The following is a 14584-nucleotide window of genomic DNA, read 5'->3' as shown; positions in this document are numbered from 1 at the left end:
CCTAGAACCTGGGCCAGGGGGGAAGGGGCCTCAGACGCTCGTCCAGCCTCATGAGGAAGTCCCGCAGGGCGGTGTAGTCCTCTTCCCCCACGGGCCTCGTGCCGTGGGCCAGGATGCTTTCGTGCCGCCTTTGGAGGAGGGCCTGTAGGCGGTTTTTCTCCCCGTAGAGGCGCTGGGCCAGGGTGCCCTGCTCCCCAAAGGCCAGGTCCAGGTCAAAGGCGGCGTCCAAAAGGTCCATGAGGCCTCGGGGCTTGAGAATGCGCTCCCTCAGGCCCTCCGGAAAGCCCTCGGGCCAGGTCCTGGGGTCCTTCAGGGAGAAGCCCAGCCTCTCGTGGACGTCCGCCTCCACGGCGAGCTCCAGGGCGCGGTAGAGCCTCGCCAGGGCGTCGTCAAAGCGGCCCAAGGCGGCCCGGCGCTCGGCGTTGGCCAAAAGGTCCTGGAGGAGGAGGAAGGTGGGCTTTGGCCCGGCCTCCACGATGCCCTTCAGGTGGGGAAGGAGGGCTTCCAGCCCCTTCAGGACCCGCACCTTGGCCCCGTGCCCCCAGGCCTCGGCCACCGCCAGGGCCAGGGGAAGGTGGACGGAGAGGCGCTCCCAGGCCTCCCGGTGCCGGAAGCGGTCCCACTCCATGAGCCCCTCCACCACCCCCTTCATCGCCCCGTAGAAGCGGGCCTCCGAGGGGGAGAGGTCCCGCCTCAAGAGGCTTTCCAGCTCGGCCAGGGCCATGCCCAGGTTCAGGGCGTTCCAGGCCCGGGTGAAGCCCGCCCACTCCTTAAGGCCGAGCCGGGCCGTGGGGTCCTCCAGGAGCCTGAGCCGCTCCTTCCCGGCCAGGACCCGGCCCGTGCCGGGGTCGCGGGCCTCCCCGCCCACGTAGCTGAAGACCACGCCCCGCCCCGTGAGGGCGAGGACGAGGCCCGCGGCCATGGGCTTGGTGCCCCCGGTGAGGTCGGCGACGATGGCCGTGGCCTCCCACTCCAGGGCCTTCCTCAGGGCCAGGAGGGCCTTCTGGTAGGCCTCCATGAGGCTTTCGGCGTCCTCGAGGAGAAGGGTGTGGTGCCGGAAAGACCCGCCGTAGTCCCGAACGAGCTCCGCCGCCACCGGGTGGGAGGCCTGGCTCGCCAGGAAGACCACCCCTTGGGGGGCGTGCTCCGCCAGGGCCACCTCCAGGGGTTCCCGGGTGGTGCCCACGGTGAGGATGAGGACCTTCATGGGCCCATTATCCCGGGCCTCAGCAAAGCCCCGGAAGGCCCTCCTCGGCCTCCTTCAGGCGCAAGGCCCGCTCCCTTTCGTCCCAGCCGAGAAGGCCCGCCATGAGCTCCACCACCTTGGGCAGGGCCTCCCGGGTCTTCTCTTGGTCCAAAAAGGCGAGGCCCATCCGCCGCGCCAGGACGTCCAGGGGCTTCCTGGCAAGCTCCCGCCGCACTGCCCAGACCACTTCTCCCTCCAGGTAGGGAAGCCCGGGGAGGAGGGGCCTATCCCCCAGGGCCAGGACCTCGGGGGCCAGGGTGCCGTAGGTCTCCCAGAGCCGCCGCGCCGCCTCCTCGGGCAAGGGGAGGGGGGGCCTCGGCCCCGCCCCGAGGAGGGGCGTGGCGTGGCTTTTGGAGGGCGGAAGGGCGAGGCCCAGGTCCTTGGCGAGGCGCTCCACAAGGTCCAAGGCCATGAGGCGGAAGGTGGTCCACTTTCCCCCTACCAACGTGTAGAGGCCCCGCCTTTCCTCTATGTAGTGGTCCCGGACCAGAAGCTTGGTCTCCCCCTTCCCCACGAGGGGCCTAAGGCCCGACCAGACCGCCCGGACCCGGCCCGAGACGTCCCCCAGGTAGGGCCTTATCTCCTCCAGGAGGTAGGCCACCTCCTCCTCCCGGGGAAGGGGGCAGGAGGCGGGCTCGGCGGGGAGGTCCGTGGTGCCGAGGAGGGCCATGCCCCGGTAGGGAAGGAGGAAGAGGACGCGGCCGTCCCTGGTCTTGGGGACGAGGAGGCCCGCCTCGAGGGGGTAGTCCAGGACGAGGTGGACCCCGCTGGAGGCGGTGAGGAGGGGGGGAAGATGGGGGTCCAGGAGGCGGCGCACCCGGTCGGCGAGGGACCCGGTGGCGTTCACCACGGCCTTGGCCCTGACCTCCACTTCCTTCCCCGAAAGCCCATCCCGCACCACCGCCCCCCGCACCCTCCCCCCCTCTAGGAGGAGGGCCGTGGCCTCGGCGTGGTTCAGGGCCACCGCCCCCCGCTCCAGGGCGGAGAGGACGAGGGCGAGGTTTAGGCGGAAGTCGGCGAACTGCCCGTCCTGGTAGGCCACGCCCCCCAGGGTCTTGGGCAGGTCCGGGAAGAGCCGCGCCACCTCCTCAGGGGGAAGGTAGCGGCTTGGGGCGAGGCGCCTTTTCCCGGCGAGGAGGTCGTAGAGCTTCAGGCCCAGGGTGTAGTAGGGGATCTCCAGGGGGCGGAAGAGGGGGGTGACGAGGGTGAGGGGCTTCGCCAGGTGGGGGGCGAGGTCCATCACCACCTTGCGCTCGTGGAGGGCGTCCACCACGAGCTTGAGCTGGCGGCGGTCTAAGCGCTTGAAGGCGAGCTCCAGGTACCGCACCCCCCCGTGGAGGAGCTTGGTGGAGCGGGAGCTCGTCCCCGAGGCGAAGTCCCCCGCCTCCACCAAAGCGGCCTTGAGGCCCCTAAGCGTGGCCTCCCACAGGACCCCGGCCCCCGTGGCCCCGCCCCCCAGGACGAGGAGGTCAAAGGGCTCCTTCAGCCTTTCCAAGAGGGCTTCCCGGTCCACTACCCCTCCCTGGCCCAGCCCTTGGCCCTTTCCACCGCCTCCCGCCACCTCCGGTAGAGGGCCTCCCGCCTCCCTTCGGGCATCGTGGGGAGGAACCTCTCCGCCTCGCGGAAGCGCCCCGCCACGTCCTCCGGGGAAAGGGCCCCCGCCCCCACCCCGGCCATGAGGGCCGCCCCCAAGGCGGTGGTCTCCGTCACCTCCGGCACCGCCACGGGCACCCCGAGGAGGTCCGCCTGGATCTTGAGGAAGAGGCGGTTTTGCGCCATGCCCCCGTCCGCCTTGAGGACCTTGAGCCGGACCCCGGCCTCCTCCTCCATGGCCAGGACCACGTCCCGCACCTGGAAGGCCACCCCCTCCAGGGCCGCCCGGGCCAGGTGGGCCCGGCTCGTCCCCCGGGTGAGGCCGAGGAGGGTTCCCCGGGCGTAGGGGTCCCAGTAGGGGGCGCCAAGCCCGGTGAAGGCGGGGACGAAGTAGACGTCCCCCGTGTCCTCCACGCTTGCCGCCAGGGCCTCCACCTCGGCGCTTTCCCGGATGAGGCCCACCTCCTTGAGCCACCCCACCGCGGCCCCCGCCACGAAGAGGCTCCCCTCGAGGGCGTAGGTGGCCCTCCCCCCAAGGCTCCAGGCCACCGTGGCGAGGAGGCCCTTTTCCGAGAGGACGGGCCTTTTCCCCGTGTTCAGGAGGAGGAAGGCCCCGGTGCCGTAGGTGCACTTCCCCTCCCCCCCTCCTAGGGCCGCCTGGCCGAAGAGGGCCGCCTGCTGGTCCCCCAAGACCCCCCGTATGGGGACGGGCGCCCCCAAAAGCTCGGGGAGGGTTTCCCCGAAGTCCCCGTCCGAGGGCCGCACCTCCGGGAGGAGGGCGGCGGGGATCCCTAGGGCCTCAAGAAGCTCCGGGTCCCAGGCGAGGGTGTGGAGGTTGAAGAGCAGGGTGCGGCTCGCGTTCGTGGGGTCGGTGGCGTGGACCTTCCCCCCCGTGAGGTTCCAGATGAGCCAGGTGTCCACGGTGCCGAAGGCCACCCCGCCCCCCTCCGCTCGCGCCTTTAGGCCGGGCACGTTCTCCAGAAGCCACACGAGCTTCGTCCCCGAGAAGTAGGGGTCAAAGAGGAGCCCGGTCCTCTCCCGGAACAAGGGCTCGAGGCCCTTTGCCCTCAAGGCCTCGCACAGGGGGGTCGTCCTCCGGTCCTGCCAGACGATGGCGTTGTGGAGGGGCTTCCCCGTCTTCCGGTCCCAGAGGAGGGTGGTCTCCCGCTGGTTCGTGATCCCCAGGGCCAGGACCTCCCCTGCCTCCGCCCCGGCCCTCCTGAGAACCTCCCGCGCCGCCCAAAGGGTGGTCTCCCAGATCTCCAGGGGGTCGTGCTCCACCCACCCGGGTTTCGGGTAAAGCTGCCGGAACTCCCGCTTGGCCACCGCCACGGGCCTCCCCTCCAGGGTGAAGAGGATGGCCCGGCTGCTGGTGGTGCCCTGGTCCAAAGCCAAGAGAAACGCCACGGCTTTCCCCCTCCCCGGAGTTTACGCAAAAATGCTCTGGGAGGTGTGGGGTCTTGGGGCCCCTGCACGCGGCGGGGCACTTAGGATGGAAAGCGGGTCCGCCCAAGCGGCGGACCCCTCCGGAGGAAACGCGAATGACCGCCTTCCGCCAAAGACCCCTCCGCCTCGGCCACCGGGGCGCCCCCCTGAAGGCCAAGGAGAACACCCTGGAGAGCTTCCGGTTGGCCCTCGAGGCCGGCCTGGACGGGGTAGAACTGGACGTCTGGCCCACCCGGGACGGGGTCTTCGCCGTCCGCCACGACCCGGACACCCCCTTGGGCCCCGTCTTCCAGGTGGACTACGCCGACCTTAAGGCCCAAGAGCCCGACCTGCCCCGCCTGGAAGAGGTCCTCGCCCTCAAGGAGGCCTTTCCCCAGGCCGTCTTCAACGTGGAGCTCAAGTCCTTCCCCGGCCTCGGGGAGGAGGCGGCGCGCCGCCTCGCCGCCCTCCTCCGAGGGCGGGAGGGGGTGTGGGTTTCCAGCTTTGATCCCCTCGCCCTCCTCGCCCTCAGGAAGGCGGCCCCCGGCCTCCCTTTGGGCTTCCTCATGGCCGAGGACCACTCCGCCCTCCTCCCCTGCCTCGGGGTGGAGGCCGTCCACCCCCACCACGCCCTCGTCACGGAGGAGGCCGTGGCGGGGTGGCGGAAGCGGGGGCTTTTCGTGGTGGCCTGGACGGTGAACGAGGAAGGGGAGGCCAGGCGCCTCCTCGCCCTGGGCCTAGACGGCCTCATCGGGGACCGGCCCGAGGTCCTCCTTCCCCTGGGGGGGTGAGGTGGCCCTCCTCGGGATCCTCGCCCTCCTCTACCTCGGCACCCTCCTCGTCACCGAGGGGGCGGGCGGGCTCGTGGGCCCCTCGGGGAGGCGGCTCCTCTCCCGCCTCCGGGGCTTTCCCCTGGGGCTTGCCGCCCTCCTCCTCGGGGCGGCCTCGGGGAGCGGCACCGGGCTCAGCCTCCTGGGGAGGGGCCTCCTGCAGGTGGGGGTCCTGCCCCTGTACGAGGCCGCCCTCCTCGCCCTCGGGGGCACCCTGGGGGCCACGGTCCTCGTGGCCGTGGCGGGCCTGGGGAACCGCACCCTGGCCTTCGCGGCCCTGAGCCTGGCCCTGGCCCTCGAGGTCCTCAAGCGGGGCCAGGGGGCGAACCGCCTCCTCTTCGGCCTCGGCCTCCTCTTCCTGGGCCTGGACCTCGCCCGGGGGGAGGCCTTGGGGACGGGGGCCTGGCTGGGAAGCCTTCCCCCCTTGGCCCTCTTCCTCGCCGGGCTTCTTTTGGCCTTCGCCGTGGGCTCGGCGAACCTCGTGGCCCTCCTCGCCCTGGGCCTCGCCGGGGAGGGGGTGGGGCCCGAGGGGACCCTCGCCTTGGTCCTGGGCGGGGGCGTGGGGTGCACGGGGCCCGTCCTCCTCCGCTCCACCCCGGAAAGCCTCCGCCTCGGCCTCGTCCTCCTCTTCCACCGCCTGGCCCTCGCCCTCCCCCTGCTCTTCGCCCCGAACCCGGGCGTCTTCCCCGCCCACGCGGGCTTCCACGCCCTCGCCTTCCTCGCCTTCCCCCTCGCCTACCCCCTCTGGGAGAGGCTCGCCGCCCGCCTGGCCCCAAGCCCAAAGCCCCTCGCCCCCAAGTACCTCCGCCCCGAGGCCCTCAACGACCCCCTCCTCGCCCAGGGGCTCGCCCTGAGGGAGCTCGCCCGCATCGGGGACGCCGCCCGGCACATGCTGGAAGGGGTCCTGAAGGCCCTGGTCCAGGAGACGGGGCACGAGGCCGAACTTTTACCCCTGGAGGAGAAGGTGGACCGGCTGAGCCGGGAGGTCCTGGTCTACGTGGCCAAGCTCCCCCAGGACACCCCCGCCCTCCCCCTCCTCAAGGCGGCGAGCGAGCTGGAGCACTTGGCGGACCTGGCCAAGCGGGCCCTGCGCAAGGCGGAAAGGCTCTGGACCCAGGGGGTCACCTTCAGCCCCGAGGGGAAGGCGGAGCTCGCCCGGATCGTGGGGCGGACCCTCGCCCGCCTGGAGCGGGCCCTCACGGCCCTGGCCACGGGGAACCGGGCCCTGGCGGAGAGGGTGCTCGCCGAGTACCCGGAGGTCCTCGCCGAGGTGGAGGCCTCGAGGGAGGCCCACCTCCGCAGGCTCCGCGACCGGGTGGAGACCCGGGCCTCCACCCTCACCCACCTGGACCTCCTCCTCCTCCTGGAGGAGCTGAACCTGGGGGTGAACCGCCTGGCCCGCCTGGTGGAGGAGATCCACAAAGAGGGCTAGCCTCCGCGAGGAAGACCGCGGCGAAGGCCAGGACCCCGAGGCCCAGGAGGCCGAGGCTGAAGGGGAGGGGCGCCCCGCCCGAGGCCTGGCCCACCAGGGTGCCGAGGAGGGCGGCGAGCAGGGTGGAGAGAAAGCCGGTGAAGCTCGCCGCGAGGCCCGCCACCTTCCCCAGCCCCTCCAGGGCCCGGGCCTGGGCGTTGGGGAAGGTGAAGACCACGAGGAGGAGGACCAGGGTGAGGTGGAGCCAGAAGGGGAAAGGCCTTGGGGCCAGGGCGTGGAGGGGGAGGAAGAGGAGGAGGGCAAGAAGCCCCGCCACAGCCCGCCTCAGGGCCTTCCCGAGGCCGAGGCGGGCCACGACCTGGGGCCCAAGGAGGTTCGCCCCGGCGAGGACGAGCCCCGTGGCCCCGAAGGCCAGGGCGAAGGCGGGGTTGGAAAGGCCGAGGTGGGCCTTGTAGAGCTCCGCCGAGGCCGCCAGGTAGGCGTAGAGGATGCCGAAGACGCCCCCCAAAGCCAGGGCGTAAAGCCCCGCCCTCCGGTCCCTAAGGACGAGGAGGGCCCCTTCCCCCAAGGAAGCGAGGCGCAGGGGACGGCGGGCCTCCTCGGGGAGGGTCTCCCGGAAGCGCCCGCTCCAAAGGAGGGCGAGGAGGCCGAGGAAGGCGGGCAGGGCGTAGGGGGCCCAGGGGCCCAGGGCGAGGAGGGCCACCCCCAGGGCCGGGGCCAAAACGGGGGCCACCATGAGGACGAGAAGGGCGTAGGAGAGGCGCCGGGCCATGGCCTCACCGCGGTAGCGGTCGCGGATGCTGGCGGTGACGCCGATGCGGAAGCTTGCGGCGAAGAAGCCCTGGACGAACCGGGCCGCGAGGAGGAGGGAAAAGCCCGGGGCGGCCACGGTAGCCAGGGCCGCGAGGCTGAAGCCAAAAAGCGCCCCCCTCAGGACCTTCCTCCGCCCCAGGGCGTCCATGAGGGGGCCCCAGAGGAGCTGGCCCAGGGCGAAGCCCAGGAAGTAGAGGCCCACCACGAGCTGGGCCGCGGTGGGGCTCGTGCCGTAGCGGTGGGCGGTGGCCTCGAGGGCGGGGAGCATGACGTCTATGCTGAAGGCCCCAAGGGCCATGAGGGTGCCGAGGAAGAGGAGCTCCTCCAAGGGTCCCATCCCGGGCCACGCTACCACAAAGGGCCCGTCATCCGCCTAGAACCGGACCAGGGTCTGGATTCGTCCCTGGAGCCGGTTTTGGAAGTGGCCGGGAAGGGCCTCGAGGGGCACCGCCTCGGACACCAGGGGCTCCACCCGCACCCGCCCCTCCCTCAGGTAGGCGGGGCCTCCTTGGCGGTCCATTGCCGCCCACCCGGGGGCCTCATCCGCCGGGGAAGCTGCGCCCCGCCCCGGGGCTAAGCGCCCGCGCGGCCGCCCGGCCCGGGGGCGCAGGGCTCACCCCCACCCGAGGAGCCTCCGGGCCTTCTCGGAAAGCCTAGCCAGGGTCCAGGGGGGCTCAAAGGTGACCTCCACCTCCACCTCCTCCACCCCGGGAAGCCGGGAGAGGGCCTGCCTGACCGCCTCCCCCAGGCTGTCGTGCAGGGGGCAGCCCGGGGTGGTGAGGGTCATGCGCACGTAGGCCCGGGGCGGCTCCACCACCAGGTCGTAGATCAGGCCCAGGTTGACCACGTCCAGGCCCAGCTCCGGGTCGTAAACCGCCTCCAAAAGCGCCCAAGCCTGCGCTTCCAGCGGGTTCCTCGCCGTCATCGCCGCATCACCTCCCAAAGGGCGTAAAGGTGGGGAAGGGCGCCCAAGGCGTAGGCCCAGACCGCCCAGGGGAACCAGGGGGAAAGCAGCGCCCCGAAGGCCAAAAGCCCCCCCGCCAGGTAGCCCGCCCCCTCGGGGAGCATCTCCTTGAGGAGGGGCACCTTCTCCTTGCCCGCCCGCTTGGCGTAGCGGTGGGTCCAGACCAAAAAGGGCAGGATCTTGTAGAGCATCCCCGTCACCACCAGGCCCACGAACCCCAGGGCGAACCAAAGGGCGGCGGCCACGGGATGGAAGGGCAAAGCCAGAAGGGCGAGGCCGAGGAAGAAAAGCCCCGCCAGGTAGTGCCGCACCCCGATGTCCAAAGCCCGCTTCATGCGGTTTTTCAGGATGCGGTAGGCGTCGTAGAGGGCGAGGCCGTAGGCGAGGAGGAGCAGGAGGTAGCCGAGCCCCTCCCCGAAGGCGAGCCCCCAAAGCCCCAGGTTGGCGGCCCAGAGGAAAAGCCCCAGGGCGCTCTCGTCCACCCCGTGGAAAAGGGCCGCAAGGGCCAAGGCCCCGCCCCAGGGGACGAGGGCCGGGGCTTGGGCGAAGCCCAGGGCGAGGAGCCCCACCCCCGGCACCCCTAGATCGCTCGGGAGGCTTCCGGTGGCCACGACGAGGTGGCGGTAGGGAAGAACATCCCCGTCCTCCAGGAGGAGCCTTCGGCCCTCGAGGTCCACCGCCCGCGTCCGGGCGAGAAGCACCCGCCCCCGCCGCACCAGGCCCCGCAGTCAATGCACTCGTCGGGGTGGATGTAAAGCTGCTCCCCGGCGTCGTAGATGCACTCCACCGGGCAGACCTCCTGGCAACTCCGGTCCTTCACGCCGATGCAGGGCTCGCAGATCACGTGCGGCATCCTTCACCTCCACCTCCCAGGGTGGGGGCGAGGCCGGGCGCGGTCCATGACCGGGGTCAAGGGGAAAGGCAAGGGACCGGCACACCCGGGGGACTCGCCAAGGTGATGTATAATTGCGCTGTATGCTGCGCAAGCAGGTCTACCTCACCCCCGAGGAGGAGGCCAAGCTGAAACGCCTGGCCCGCGCCACGGGGCGCACCGAGGCGGAGATCCTCCGCCTGGCCTTAGACCTCCTCCCGGAGGAGGAGGCCCCCCTGCTTCTGGCCCTGGCGGAGGAGGGGCTCTTGGAGGTCCCCGAGCGGGCCGTGACCCCGGCCCGGATGGAGGAGGCCTACCGCCGCTACCTGGACCGGGTGGCCGGGCGCGGGCTCGGGCTCTCCAAGGCGGTCCTGGCGGACCGGGAGGGGCGGTGATTCTCCCCTACCTGGACACCTCCGCCCTGGTGAAGCGCTACGACCCGGAGGAGCCGGGAGCGGAGGAGGTGAGGACCCTCTTCACGGAGGTTAGGGCGGTGCTCACCTCCTCCCTGGCCGTGGTGGAGGCGGTGTCCGCCTTCCGCATCAAGGAGCGGCAAGGCGTTCTTACCCCGGAGGAGGTGCGCTTGGCCGTAGAAGCCCTGGAGGCCCACGCCGCCCTGCAGTACCGCCTGGTGCCTCCCAAGCCTCCCGTTCTCCGGGAGGCCAAGCGCCTCCTCCTGCGCCACAAGCTCCGGGCCTACGACGCCTTGCACCTGGCTACCGCCCTGGTGGTGGCCAGGGTGGCCGGGGTGGAGCCGCGGAAGCTCCCCTTCTGGACGGCAGACGAGGAACAGGCGAGAGCGGGGGAGGCCGAGGGTCTGGCGGTGAAGCGGGTGTGACGCCCTTTTTGGGCTTCGTCCGTTTCTCTGCCACCGGAGATCCCTGCTGGGGCCCAAGGTGCGAGAAGGAGAGGCCGTCCGTTGACGCCTGGGCGGCAAGCCGCCTAGGGTGAGGCATGGTCCGCCTGCGCAAGCCCCTCCCTCCCTACGCCCTAAAGACCCCGGAGGGGGGCAAGGTCTACCTACCGGACCTCAAGGGGAAGCCCCTCGTCCTCCTCAGGAGCGAGGCCCTGGCCCAGGGCTTGGCGGCGCGGGAGGCGGAGCTCAAGGCCCTCGAGGCCCAGGCCTACCTCCTGGCCCAGGCCCCAAGGCCAAGCCCCCTCCCCCTCCTTCTGGACCCGGAAGGTGCCCTCCTCGGGGCCATCCCCGAAGGGGGCGTCCTGGTGGCGGACGCCTTCCTCGAGGTCTACCACCTGGGCCCTGTACGGGACGAGGAAGAAGTCCTGGAGTGGCTCCGCTTCGTGGAGGCCCAGTGCCCGGAGTGCGTCCTACCCGAGGCGGACTGGCTTTGAGGGGGTGGGCACGCCCTTCCGCACCAAGCGGGCCTACGACCCCCCTTCCCCCGAGGACGGCCTCCGGGTCCTGGTGGACCGGATCTGGCCCCGGGGGCTTGCCAAGGAGAAGGCCCGGGTAGACTGGTGGGCCAGGGAGCTCGCCCCCTCCGACGCCCTAAAGCGCTGGTTCGCCCACGACCCCGGAAAGTAGGCGGAGTTCGTCCGCCGCTACCGGGAAGAGCTCAAGGGAAACCCCGCCCTGGCGCGGCTTAAGGCCCTGGGGGAAGAGGGCACGGTGACGCTCCTCTTCGGCGCCAAGGAGACGCGCTACAACAACGCCCAGGCCCTCCTGGCCGTCCTGGAGGAAGAAGACCTCACGGGCGGAGAAGGGACTTGAACGCCTTCCGGGCCTTCTCCAGCTTAGGGGCGATGACGAAGCGGCAGTAGGGGGCCTCGGGGTGGCGGGCGAAGTAGTCCCGGTGGTACGCCTCGGCGGGGTAGAAGGTGGTGAAGGGGAGAAGTTTGGTGGCGATGGGCTTCGGGTAGAGGGGGGCGAGCTCCCGCATCACCGCCTCCGCCACCCGCTTTTGCTCCTCCGAGTGGTAGAAGATGGCGGGGCTGTACTGAGGCCCCACGTCGGGCCCCTGCCGGTCCTCGCTCGTGGGGTCGTGCACGGCGAAGAAGTAGCGGAGGAGGTCGGCATAGGGAAGGACCCCGGGGTCAAAGCGCACCTGCACCGCCTCCCGGTGCCCCGTGGTCCCCGTGCAGACCTCCTCGTAGGTGGGGTGGGGCACGTGCCCCCCGGCGTAGCCCGGCACCACCTCCAACACCCCCCGAAGGAGCTTGAAGGCCGCCTCCGTGCACCAGAAGCACCCGCCCGCCAAGGTGGCGATCTCTTCAGGCATAGCCCCAGGTTACCTGGAGGAGAGCGCCAGGAGGCCGGCCGCCGCCACAAAGGCCGCCTCGAGGGGTAGGCTGGGGGAAAGGAGGGCAAGAAGATGGCCCACTACCTGGTGCGCGCCCGCCTGCGGCCGGAGCTCGCGGAAGAACTCCGGGAAGACGTCCTTGATCGCCTGCTCCGCCCAGCAGGGCCGGGTCCAGGGGTAGAAGAGGAGGCCGGAAAAGGCCCCGGCGCCGCGCAGAGCCTCCACCGCGCCCCCCACCCAGCCGGGGTTGGGCAGCGGAACCCCGTCCCCGGCCCAAACGGCCACCATGGGCACCACCTCGAGGCCCGCCTGTTCGGTGCGGGCCCTCCTAGCCAAGGCGGCCTGCCCCTCAACGTACCCCGGCTCCTGCCGCATCTTTTTCGCCGTCACCGTGAAGAGGGCCACGTCGGCCACCGGGGCGCCGCCGCTTTCCCGCCGCATCCGCTCCAGGCACTCCAGGCGCCCGAAGTTGACCACAAGCCGCAACGCGGTCCGGAAGGCGTGGAAGACCTGGTGAAGCCGCGCCAGGTCGCGCCCCATCCATGAAAACTTCCCCTCGTGGCAGGGCTCGTCCACCCAGTAGACGCCGAGAAGCCCCCCTCCTCGGCCCAGGGCCTTCCGCCCAGGCCCGTCTCCAGGAGGCGGGCCACGGCCTGGGAATCCACCTCTCCCCCAGGGGCCAGGAAGGCGCTCCACCCGGGGCCCCGCAGGAGAAGGTCCGGGCCGAGCCCGCGGGCCCGGCGGTAGGCCTCGTCCAGCCCCTGGGGCGGCTAGCCCGCCCGGTACTCCACCGTGCGCGCGCCGAGGCTCCGGACCAGGGGGAAGTCCTCCACGGGGACGCCGAGAAACCCGAGCCACGCCCCCTGGGAGGCCGCCGGGCCCATGGCCCCCAAGAGGAGAAAGAGGAGAAAAAGAACGCCCAAAAGGCCTCTCCGCACCTTCGCCCCCCAAAGCCCCTTCAGGCCGAGCGCTCCTCCAGCGCCCGGGCCCTCTGGGCGAGCCCCAGGAGCTCGCGGGCCACGGCCTCCAGGGCCCCCGGCCTCAGGCGGTAGTACGTCCACCGCCCCACCCGCACCCCCTCCACCAGGCCCGCCTCGCGGAGGATGCGGAGGTGGTGGCTCACCGTGGGGGCGGAGAGGCCGGTCTTCTCCTTGAGGTGGCAGAAGCAGACGCCGTAGGCCGTGCCGCAACGGGGGTCCTTGGCCGTCTCCTCGTCGGGAAGCTCAGCGAGGAGCCGCACGATCCTCACCCGGGCCGGGTGGGCCAGGGCCTCGAGGCGGTGAAGGGAAGTCGTCACAAGCCCCAGTATAGCGGTGGCCTTTCCCGGCCAGGGGTCGTGTAAGGATTTATGTGTAAGGATCCGTGTTTAATAGGGGGGCACACCTTAGCACGAGGAGGTGCCCCGTGGACCAGGATACCTTGCGGATCTTGCTGAGGGAAGCGGTGCGGGAGACAGTAGCCGAGGTTCTGCAGACGGTTCTGGAGCTGGACCGGACAGCCTTCTTGCAGGTGCACGGAGGCCGCAGGAACGGCTACTACCCCCGCAAGCTGGAGACCACCTTCGGCCAGGTGGACCTGAAGGTCCCTAGGGATCGGGAATCTCGGTATTACCCGGCTTTCCTTAAGCCCTACGCCCGCCGCCTGGTGGACGTGGGGGAAGTAGCTGTGGCCTTGTACGCCGCCGGGGTCAGTCAGCGCAAGGCGGCCGAGATACTGAGCCTGCTCCTGGGCCACCGCTACTCCCACGAGACCCTGAGCGCCCTGACGGACGAGGTCCTGGAGGCGGCAGGAGCCTTCCGCACCCGGCCTTTGCCCGAGGAGATGGCCTTCGTCTACCTGGACGGGCTTTCCCTAAAGGTCTTCAGGGAAGGAGAAGGGATCGTACGGGAAAGCGTGTATGTGGCCCTGGGCATCGCCCCTAATGGGGAGAGGCGGGTCCTGGGGTTCTGGCTTTTGCCCACGGAGAGCGCCCTGGGATGGGAGGGGGTCCTGGGGGAGCTTTGGCAGCGGGGCCTGCGGCGGGTGTTGCTCTTTGTCACCGACGGGCTGCCCGGGCTTCCTGAAGCGATCCGCAGGGTCTACCCTCAGGCGGAATGGCAGCGGTGCGTGGTGCACGGGGTGCGGTGGAGCCTGTCCCAGGTGCGCTCCCGGGACCGGGCCCTGCTGGCGGAGGACCTGAGGCGGGTGTACGGGGCGGAGAGCCGGGAAGAAGCTCTTGGGGCCTTGGAGGAGGTGAAGGCCGCCTGGGGTTCGCGGTACCCGGGGGTGGTGGGGCTTTGGGTACAGGATTCGGGGGCCTTCCTGCGCTTCTACGGGTACCCCAAGGTGCTTTGGCCGTACCTGCGGAGCACCAACCTGATGGAGCGGTTTATCCGGGAGCTACGGCGGGGGACGAAGGTGCGGGACCACAAGTTTCCTAAGGAAGAGGCGGTGTACAAGCTTCTTTACCTGGAGTCGGAGAGGCAGGAAGGGAGGTGGGCAGAACGGAAACTAAAGGGGTTCTCGGAGGTGAAGGAGGTACTGGAGAAGATGCTTCAGGAGCGGTATGCCCCCCGTACACAGACTCTTACACATAACTCTTGACACGACCCGGCCAGGCCCCCCTTGACGAATGTCCCTACCGTTTGATAGTCTTCAAACGAAACAAAAGGGAGGTAAATATGACGCAGACCATGACCCGTAGGCGTTTCGTGCAGCTCACCGCCGCGGCCACCGCCCTTTTCACCGCAGGCGGCAAGGCCCAGCTCTGGTACGCCCCGAGCCTCACCTATCCGGCGGTGAAGGTGGCCAACCTCTCCCAGGTCAAGACCGGGGAGCCCATCTTCTTCAACTACCCCGACGCCTCCTCCCCGGCCGTCCTGGTCAAGCTCGGCCGGCCCGCCATCGGGGGGGTGGGGCGGGAGCGGGACATCGTGGCCTTCTCCGCCCTCTGCACCCACATGGGCTGCCCCGTCCAGTACGAGGAGGGCCGCTTCATCTGCCGCTGCCACTACTCCATGTTTGACCCCGCCAAGGCGGGCCAGCCCTACCAGGGCCTGGCCAGCTCCTGGCTCCCCCAGATCCCCTTGCGCATTGACGGCAAGGGCGACATCTACGCCGTGGCCGTGGCGGGCCTCATCTGGGGCCGCGTGAAGAACGTGTGAGGAGGTAAG

The 14584-nt window shown here is 70.8% G+C and carries 17 protein-coding genes and 3 pseudogenes; 8 read left to right on the top strand and 12 right to left on the bottom strand.

The features are described 5' to 3' along the window. Position 1 precedes the first annotated feature (1 nt). From TTH_RS10730 to glpK, 3 genes are read right to left on the bottom strand one after another with little or no spacing between them, the layout of a single operon-like run. Positions 2-1207: a TIGR02710 family CRISPR-associated CARF protein gene (locus TTH_RS10730; RefSeq protein WP_011229155.1), complete on the bottom strand. Its 1206-nt coding sequence runs from the start codon at positions 1205-1207 to the stop codon at positions 2-4. A 19-nt stretch (positions 1208-1226) separates the two neighbouring features. Next, positions 1227-2759 (bottom strand): glycerol-3-phosphate dehydrogenase/oxidase, encoded by a 1533-nt coding sequence (locus tag TTH_RS10725; RefSeq protein WP_011229156.1) that lies wholly within the window; start codon positions 2757-2759, stop codon positions 1227-1229. Next, positions 2759-4246, bottom strand: a complete 1488-nt coding sequence (gene glpK, locus TTH_RS10720) for a glycerol kinase GlpK (RefSeq protein ID WP_011229157.1) — start codon at positions 4244-4246, stop codon at positions 2759-2761. The genes TTH_RS10725 and glpK overlap by 1 nt, the downstream gene beginning before the upstream one ends. Positions 4247-4380: 134 nt before the next feature. On the opposite strand from glpK, the gene TTH_RS10715 reads away from it, so the two are divergent. Both TTH_RS10715 and TTH_RS10710 read left to right on the top strand, forming a co-directional pair. Then, positions 4381-5055, top strand: a complete 675-nt coding sequence (locus TTH_RS10715; RefSeq protein ID WP_011229158.1) for a glycerophosphodiester phosphodiesterase — start codon at positions 4381-4383, stop codon at positions 5053-5055. 1 nt (position 5056) lies between these two features. Continuing rightward, positions 5057-6526 carry a PhoU domain-containing protein gene (locus tag TTH_RS10710; protein WP_011229159.1) on the top strand — a complete coding sequence of 490 codons (1470 nt, stop codon included), beginning with the start codon at positions 5057-5059 and terminating at the stop codon, positions 6524-6526. Here the strand turns inward: TTH_RS10710 and TTH_RS10705 are convergent. The 5 genes and pseudogenes from TTH_RS10705 to TTH_RS11600 form a co-directional block, all read right to left on the bottom strand. Next, the gene (locus TTH_RS10705) at positions 6432-7676 is read right to left on the bottom strand and encodes a multidrug effflux MFS transporter (RefSeq protein ID WP_011229160.1); all 1245 of its coding nucleotides are present in this window, start codon (positions 7674-7676) and stop codon (positions 6432-6434) included. The two genes, TTH_RS10710 and TTH_RS10705, sit on opposite strands and share 95 nt — an antisense overlap. 36 nt (positions 7677-7712) lie before the next feature. Beyond that, a complete protein-coding gene (locus tag TTH_RS11370) occupies positions 7713-7859 on the bottom strand; it encodes a hypothetical protein (RefSeq protein ID WP_024119885.1) in 147 nt (48 codons plus the stop codon). A 93-nt stretch (positions 7860-7952) separates the two neighbouring features. Continuing rightward, on the bottom strand, positions 7953-8264 hold the full coding sequence (locus tag TTH_RS10700; RefSeq protein WP_011229161.1) for a metal-sulfur cluster assembly factor: 312 nt from the start codon (positions 8262-8264) through the stop codon (positions 7953-7955). Further along, a pseudogene (locus TTH_RS10695) lies at positions 8261-9031 on the bottom strand (hypothetical protein); the annotation flags it as partial. The gene TTH_RS10700 and the pseudogene TTH_RS10695, both read right to left, overlap by 4 nt. Beyond that, a pseudogene (locus TTH_RS11600) lies at positions 9022-9156 on the bottom strand (ferredoxin); the annotation flags it as partial. The pseudogenes TTH_RS11600 and TTH_RS10695, both read right to left, overlap by 10 nt. A 122-nt stretch (positions 9157-9278) precedes the next feature. On the opposite strand from TTH_RS11600, the gene TTH_RS10680 reads away from it, so the two are divergent. The 4 genes and pseudogenes from TTH_RS10680 (at position 9279) to TTH_RS10665 (ending at position 10903) form a co-directional block, all read left to right on the top strand. Continuing rightward, entirely contained in the window at positions 9279-9569 is a 291-nt protein-coding gene (locus tag TTH_RS10680) for a ribbon-helix-helix protein, CopG family (protein WP_011229163.1), read from the top strand. After that, on the top strand, positions 9566-10012 hold the full coding sequence (locus tag TTH_RS10675) for a type II toxin-antitoxin system VapC family toxin (protein ID WP_011229164.1): 447 nt from the start codon (positions 9566-9568) through the stop codon (positions 10010-10012). The genes TTH_RS10680 and TTH_RS10675 overlap by 4 nt, the downstream gene beginning before the upstream one ends. A gap of 116 nt (positions 10013-10128) precedes the next feature. Then, a complete protein-coding gene (locus tag TTH_RS10670; protein ID WP_011229165.1) occupies positions 10129-10524 on the top strand; it encodes a hypothetical protein in 396 nt (131 codons plus the stop codon). 4 nt (positions 10525-10528) lie between these two features. Further along, positions 10529-10903: pseudogene (locus TTH_RS10665) on the top strand (DUF488 domain-containing protein). On the opposite strand, the gene msrA reads toward TTH_RS10665, so the two are convergent. The 4 genes from msrA to TTH_RS10645 all read right to left on the bottom strand — a co-directional run bounded on the left by msrA (position 10881) and on the right by TTH_RS10645 (position 12729). Further along, entirely contained in the window at positions 10881-11411 is a 531-nt protein-coding gene (gene msrA / locus TTH_RS10660; RefSeq protein WP_011229167.1) for a peptide-methionine (S)-S-oxide reductase MsrA, read from the bottom strand. The pseudogene TTH_RS10665 and the gene msrA overlap by 23 nt on opposite strands. Positions 11412-11420: 9 nt before the next feature. Then, complete coding sequence (locus tag TTH_RS10655) at positions 11421-11972, bottom strand: hypothetical protein (RefSeq protein WP_011229168.1); 552 nt, start codon at positions 11970-11972, stop codon at positions 11421-11423. Between the two features lie 230 nt (positions 11973-12202). After that, positions 12203-12370, bottom strand: a complete 168-nt coding sequence (locus tag TTH_RS10650) for a hypothetical protein (RefSeq protein WP_164926114.1) — start codon at positions 12368-12370, stop codon at positions 12203-12205. A gap of 20 nt (positions 12371-12390) precedes the next feature. After that, positions 12391-12729, bottom strand: a complete 339-nt coding sequence (locus tag TTH_RS10645; protein ID WP_011229169.1) for an ArsR/SmtB family transcription factor — start codon at positions 12727-12729, stop codon at positions 12391-12393. A 65-nt stretch (positions 12730-12794) separates the two neighbouring features. On the opposite strand from TTH_RS10645, the gene TTH_RS10640 reads away from it, so the two are divergent. Further along, positions 12795-14015 carry an IS256-like element ISTth4 family transposase gene (locus tag TTH_RS10640; protein WP_011228558.1) on the top strand — a complete coding sequence of 407 codons (1221 nt, stop codon included), beginning with the start codon at positions 12795-12797 and terminating at the stop codon, positions 14013-14015. Between the two features lie 77 nt (positions 14016-14092). Further along, complete coding sequence (locus TTH_RS10635; protein ID WP_011229170.1) at positions 14093-14575, top strand: arsenate reductase (azurin) small subunit; 483 nt, start codon at positions 14093-14095, stop codon at positions 14573-14575. Positions 14576-14584: the final 9 nt, after the last annotated feature.

This window comes from Thermus thermophilus HB8 (assembly GCF_000091545.1).
Taxonomy (GTDB): Bacteria; Deinococcota; Deinococci; order Deinococcales; family Thermaceae; genus Thermus; species Thermus thermophilus.
The sequence above is the reverse complement of the archived record's forward strand: the minus strand, read 5'-3'. Positions and strand labels throughout refer to the sequence as shown.

Excerpts from the sequence above, each read along its gene's own strand:
- TTH_RS10730 (WP_011229155.1), bottom strand. The coding sequence starts at position 1,207 with ATGAAGGTCCTCATCCTCACCGTGGGCACCACCCGGGAACCCCTGGAG.
- TTH_RS10715 (WP_011229158.1), top strand. The coding sequence starts at position 4,381 with ATGACCGCCTTCCGCCAAAGACCCCTCCGCCTCGGCCACCGGGGCGCC.
- TTH_RS10705 (WP_011229160.1), bottom strand. The coding sequence starts at position 7,676 with ATGGGACCCTTGGAGGAGCTCCTCTTCCTCGGCACCCTCATGGCCCTT.
- TTH_RS11370 (WP_024119885.1), bottom strand. The coding sequence starts at position 7,859 with ATGGACCGCCAAGGAGGCCCCGCCTACCTGAGGGAGGGGCGGGTGCGG.
- TTH_RS10700 (WP_011229161.1), bottom strand. The coding sequence starts at position 8,264 with ATGACGGCGAGGAACCCGCTGGAAGCGCAGGCTTGGGCGCTTTTGGAG.
- TTH_RS10680 (WP_011229163.1), top strand. The coding sequence starts at position 9,279 with ATGCTGCGCAAGCAGGTCTACCTCACCCCCGAGGAGGAGGCCAAGCTG.
- TTH_RS10670 (WP_011229165.1), top strand. The coding sequence starts at position 10,129 with ATGGTCCGCCTGCGCAAGCCCCTCCCTCCCTACGCCCTAAAGACCCCG.
- msrA (WP_011229167.1), bottom strand. The coding sequence starts at position 11,411 with ATGCCTGAAGAGATCGCCACCTTGGCGGGCGGGTGCTTCTGGTGCACG.
- TTH_RS10655 (WP_011229168.1), bottom strand. The coding sequence starts at position 11,972 with ATGGGGCGCGACCTGGCGCGGCTTCACCAGGTCTTCCACGCCTTCCGG.
- TTH_RS10635 (WP_011229170.1), top strand. The coding sequence starts at position 14,093 with ATGACGCAGACCATGACCCGTAGGCGTTTCGTGCAGCTCACCGCCGCG.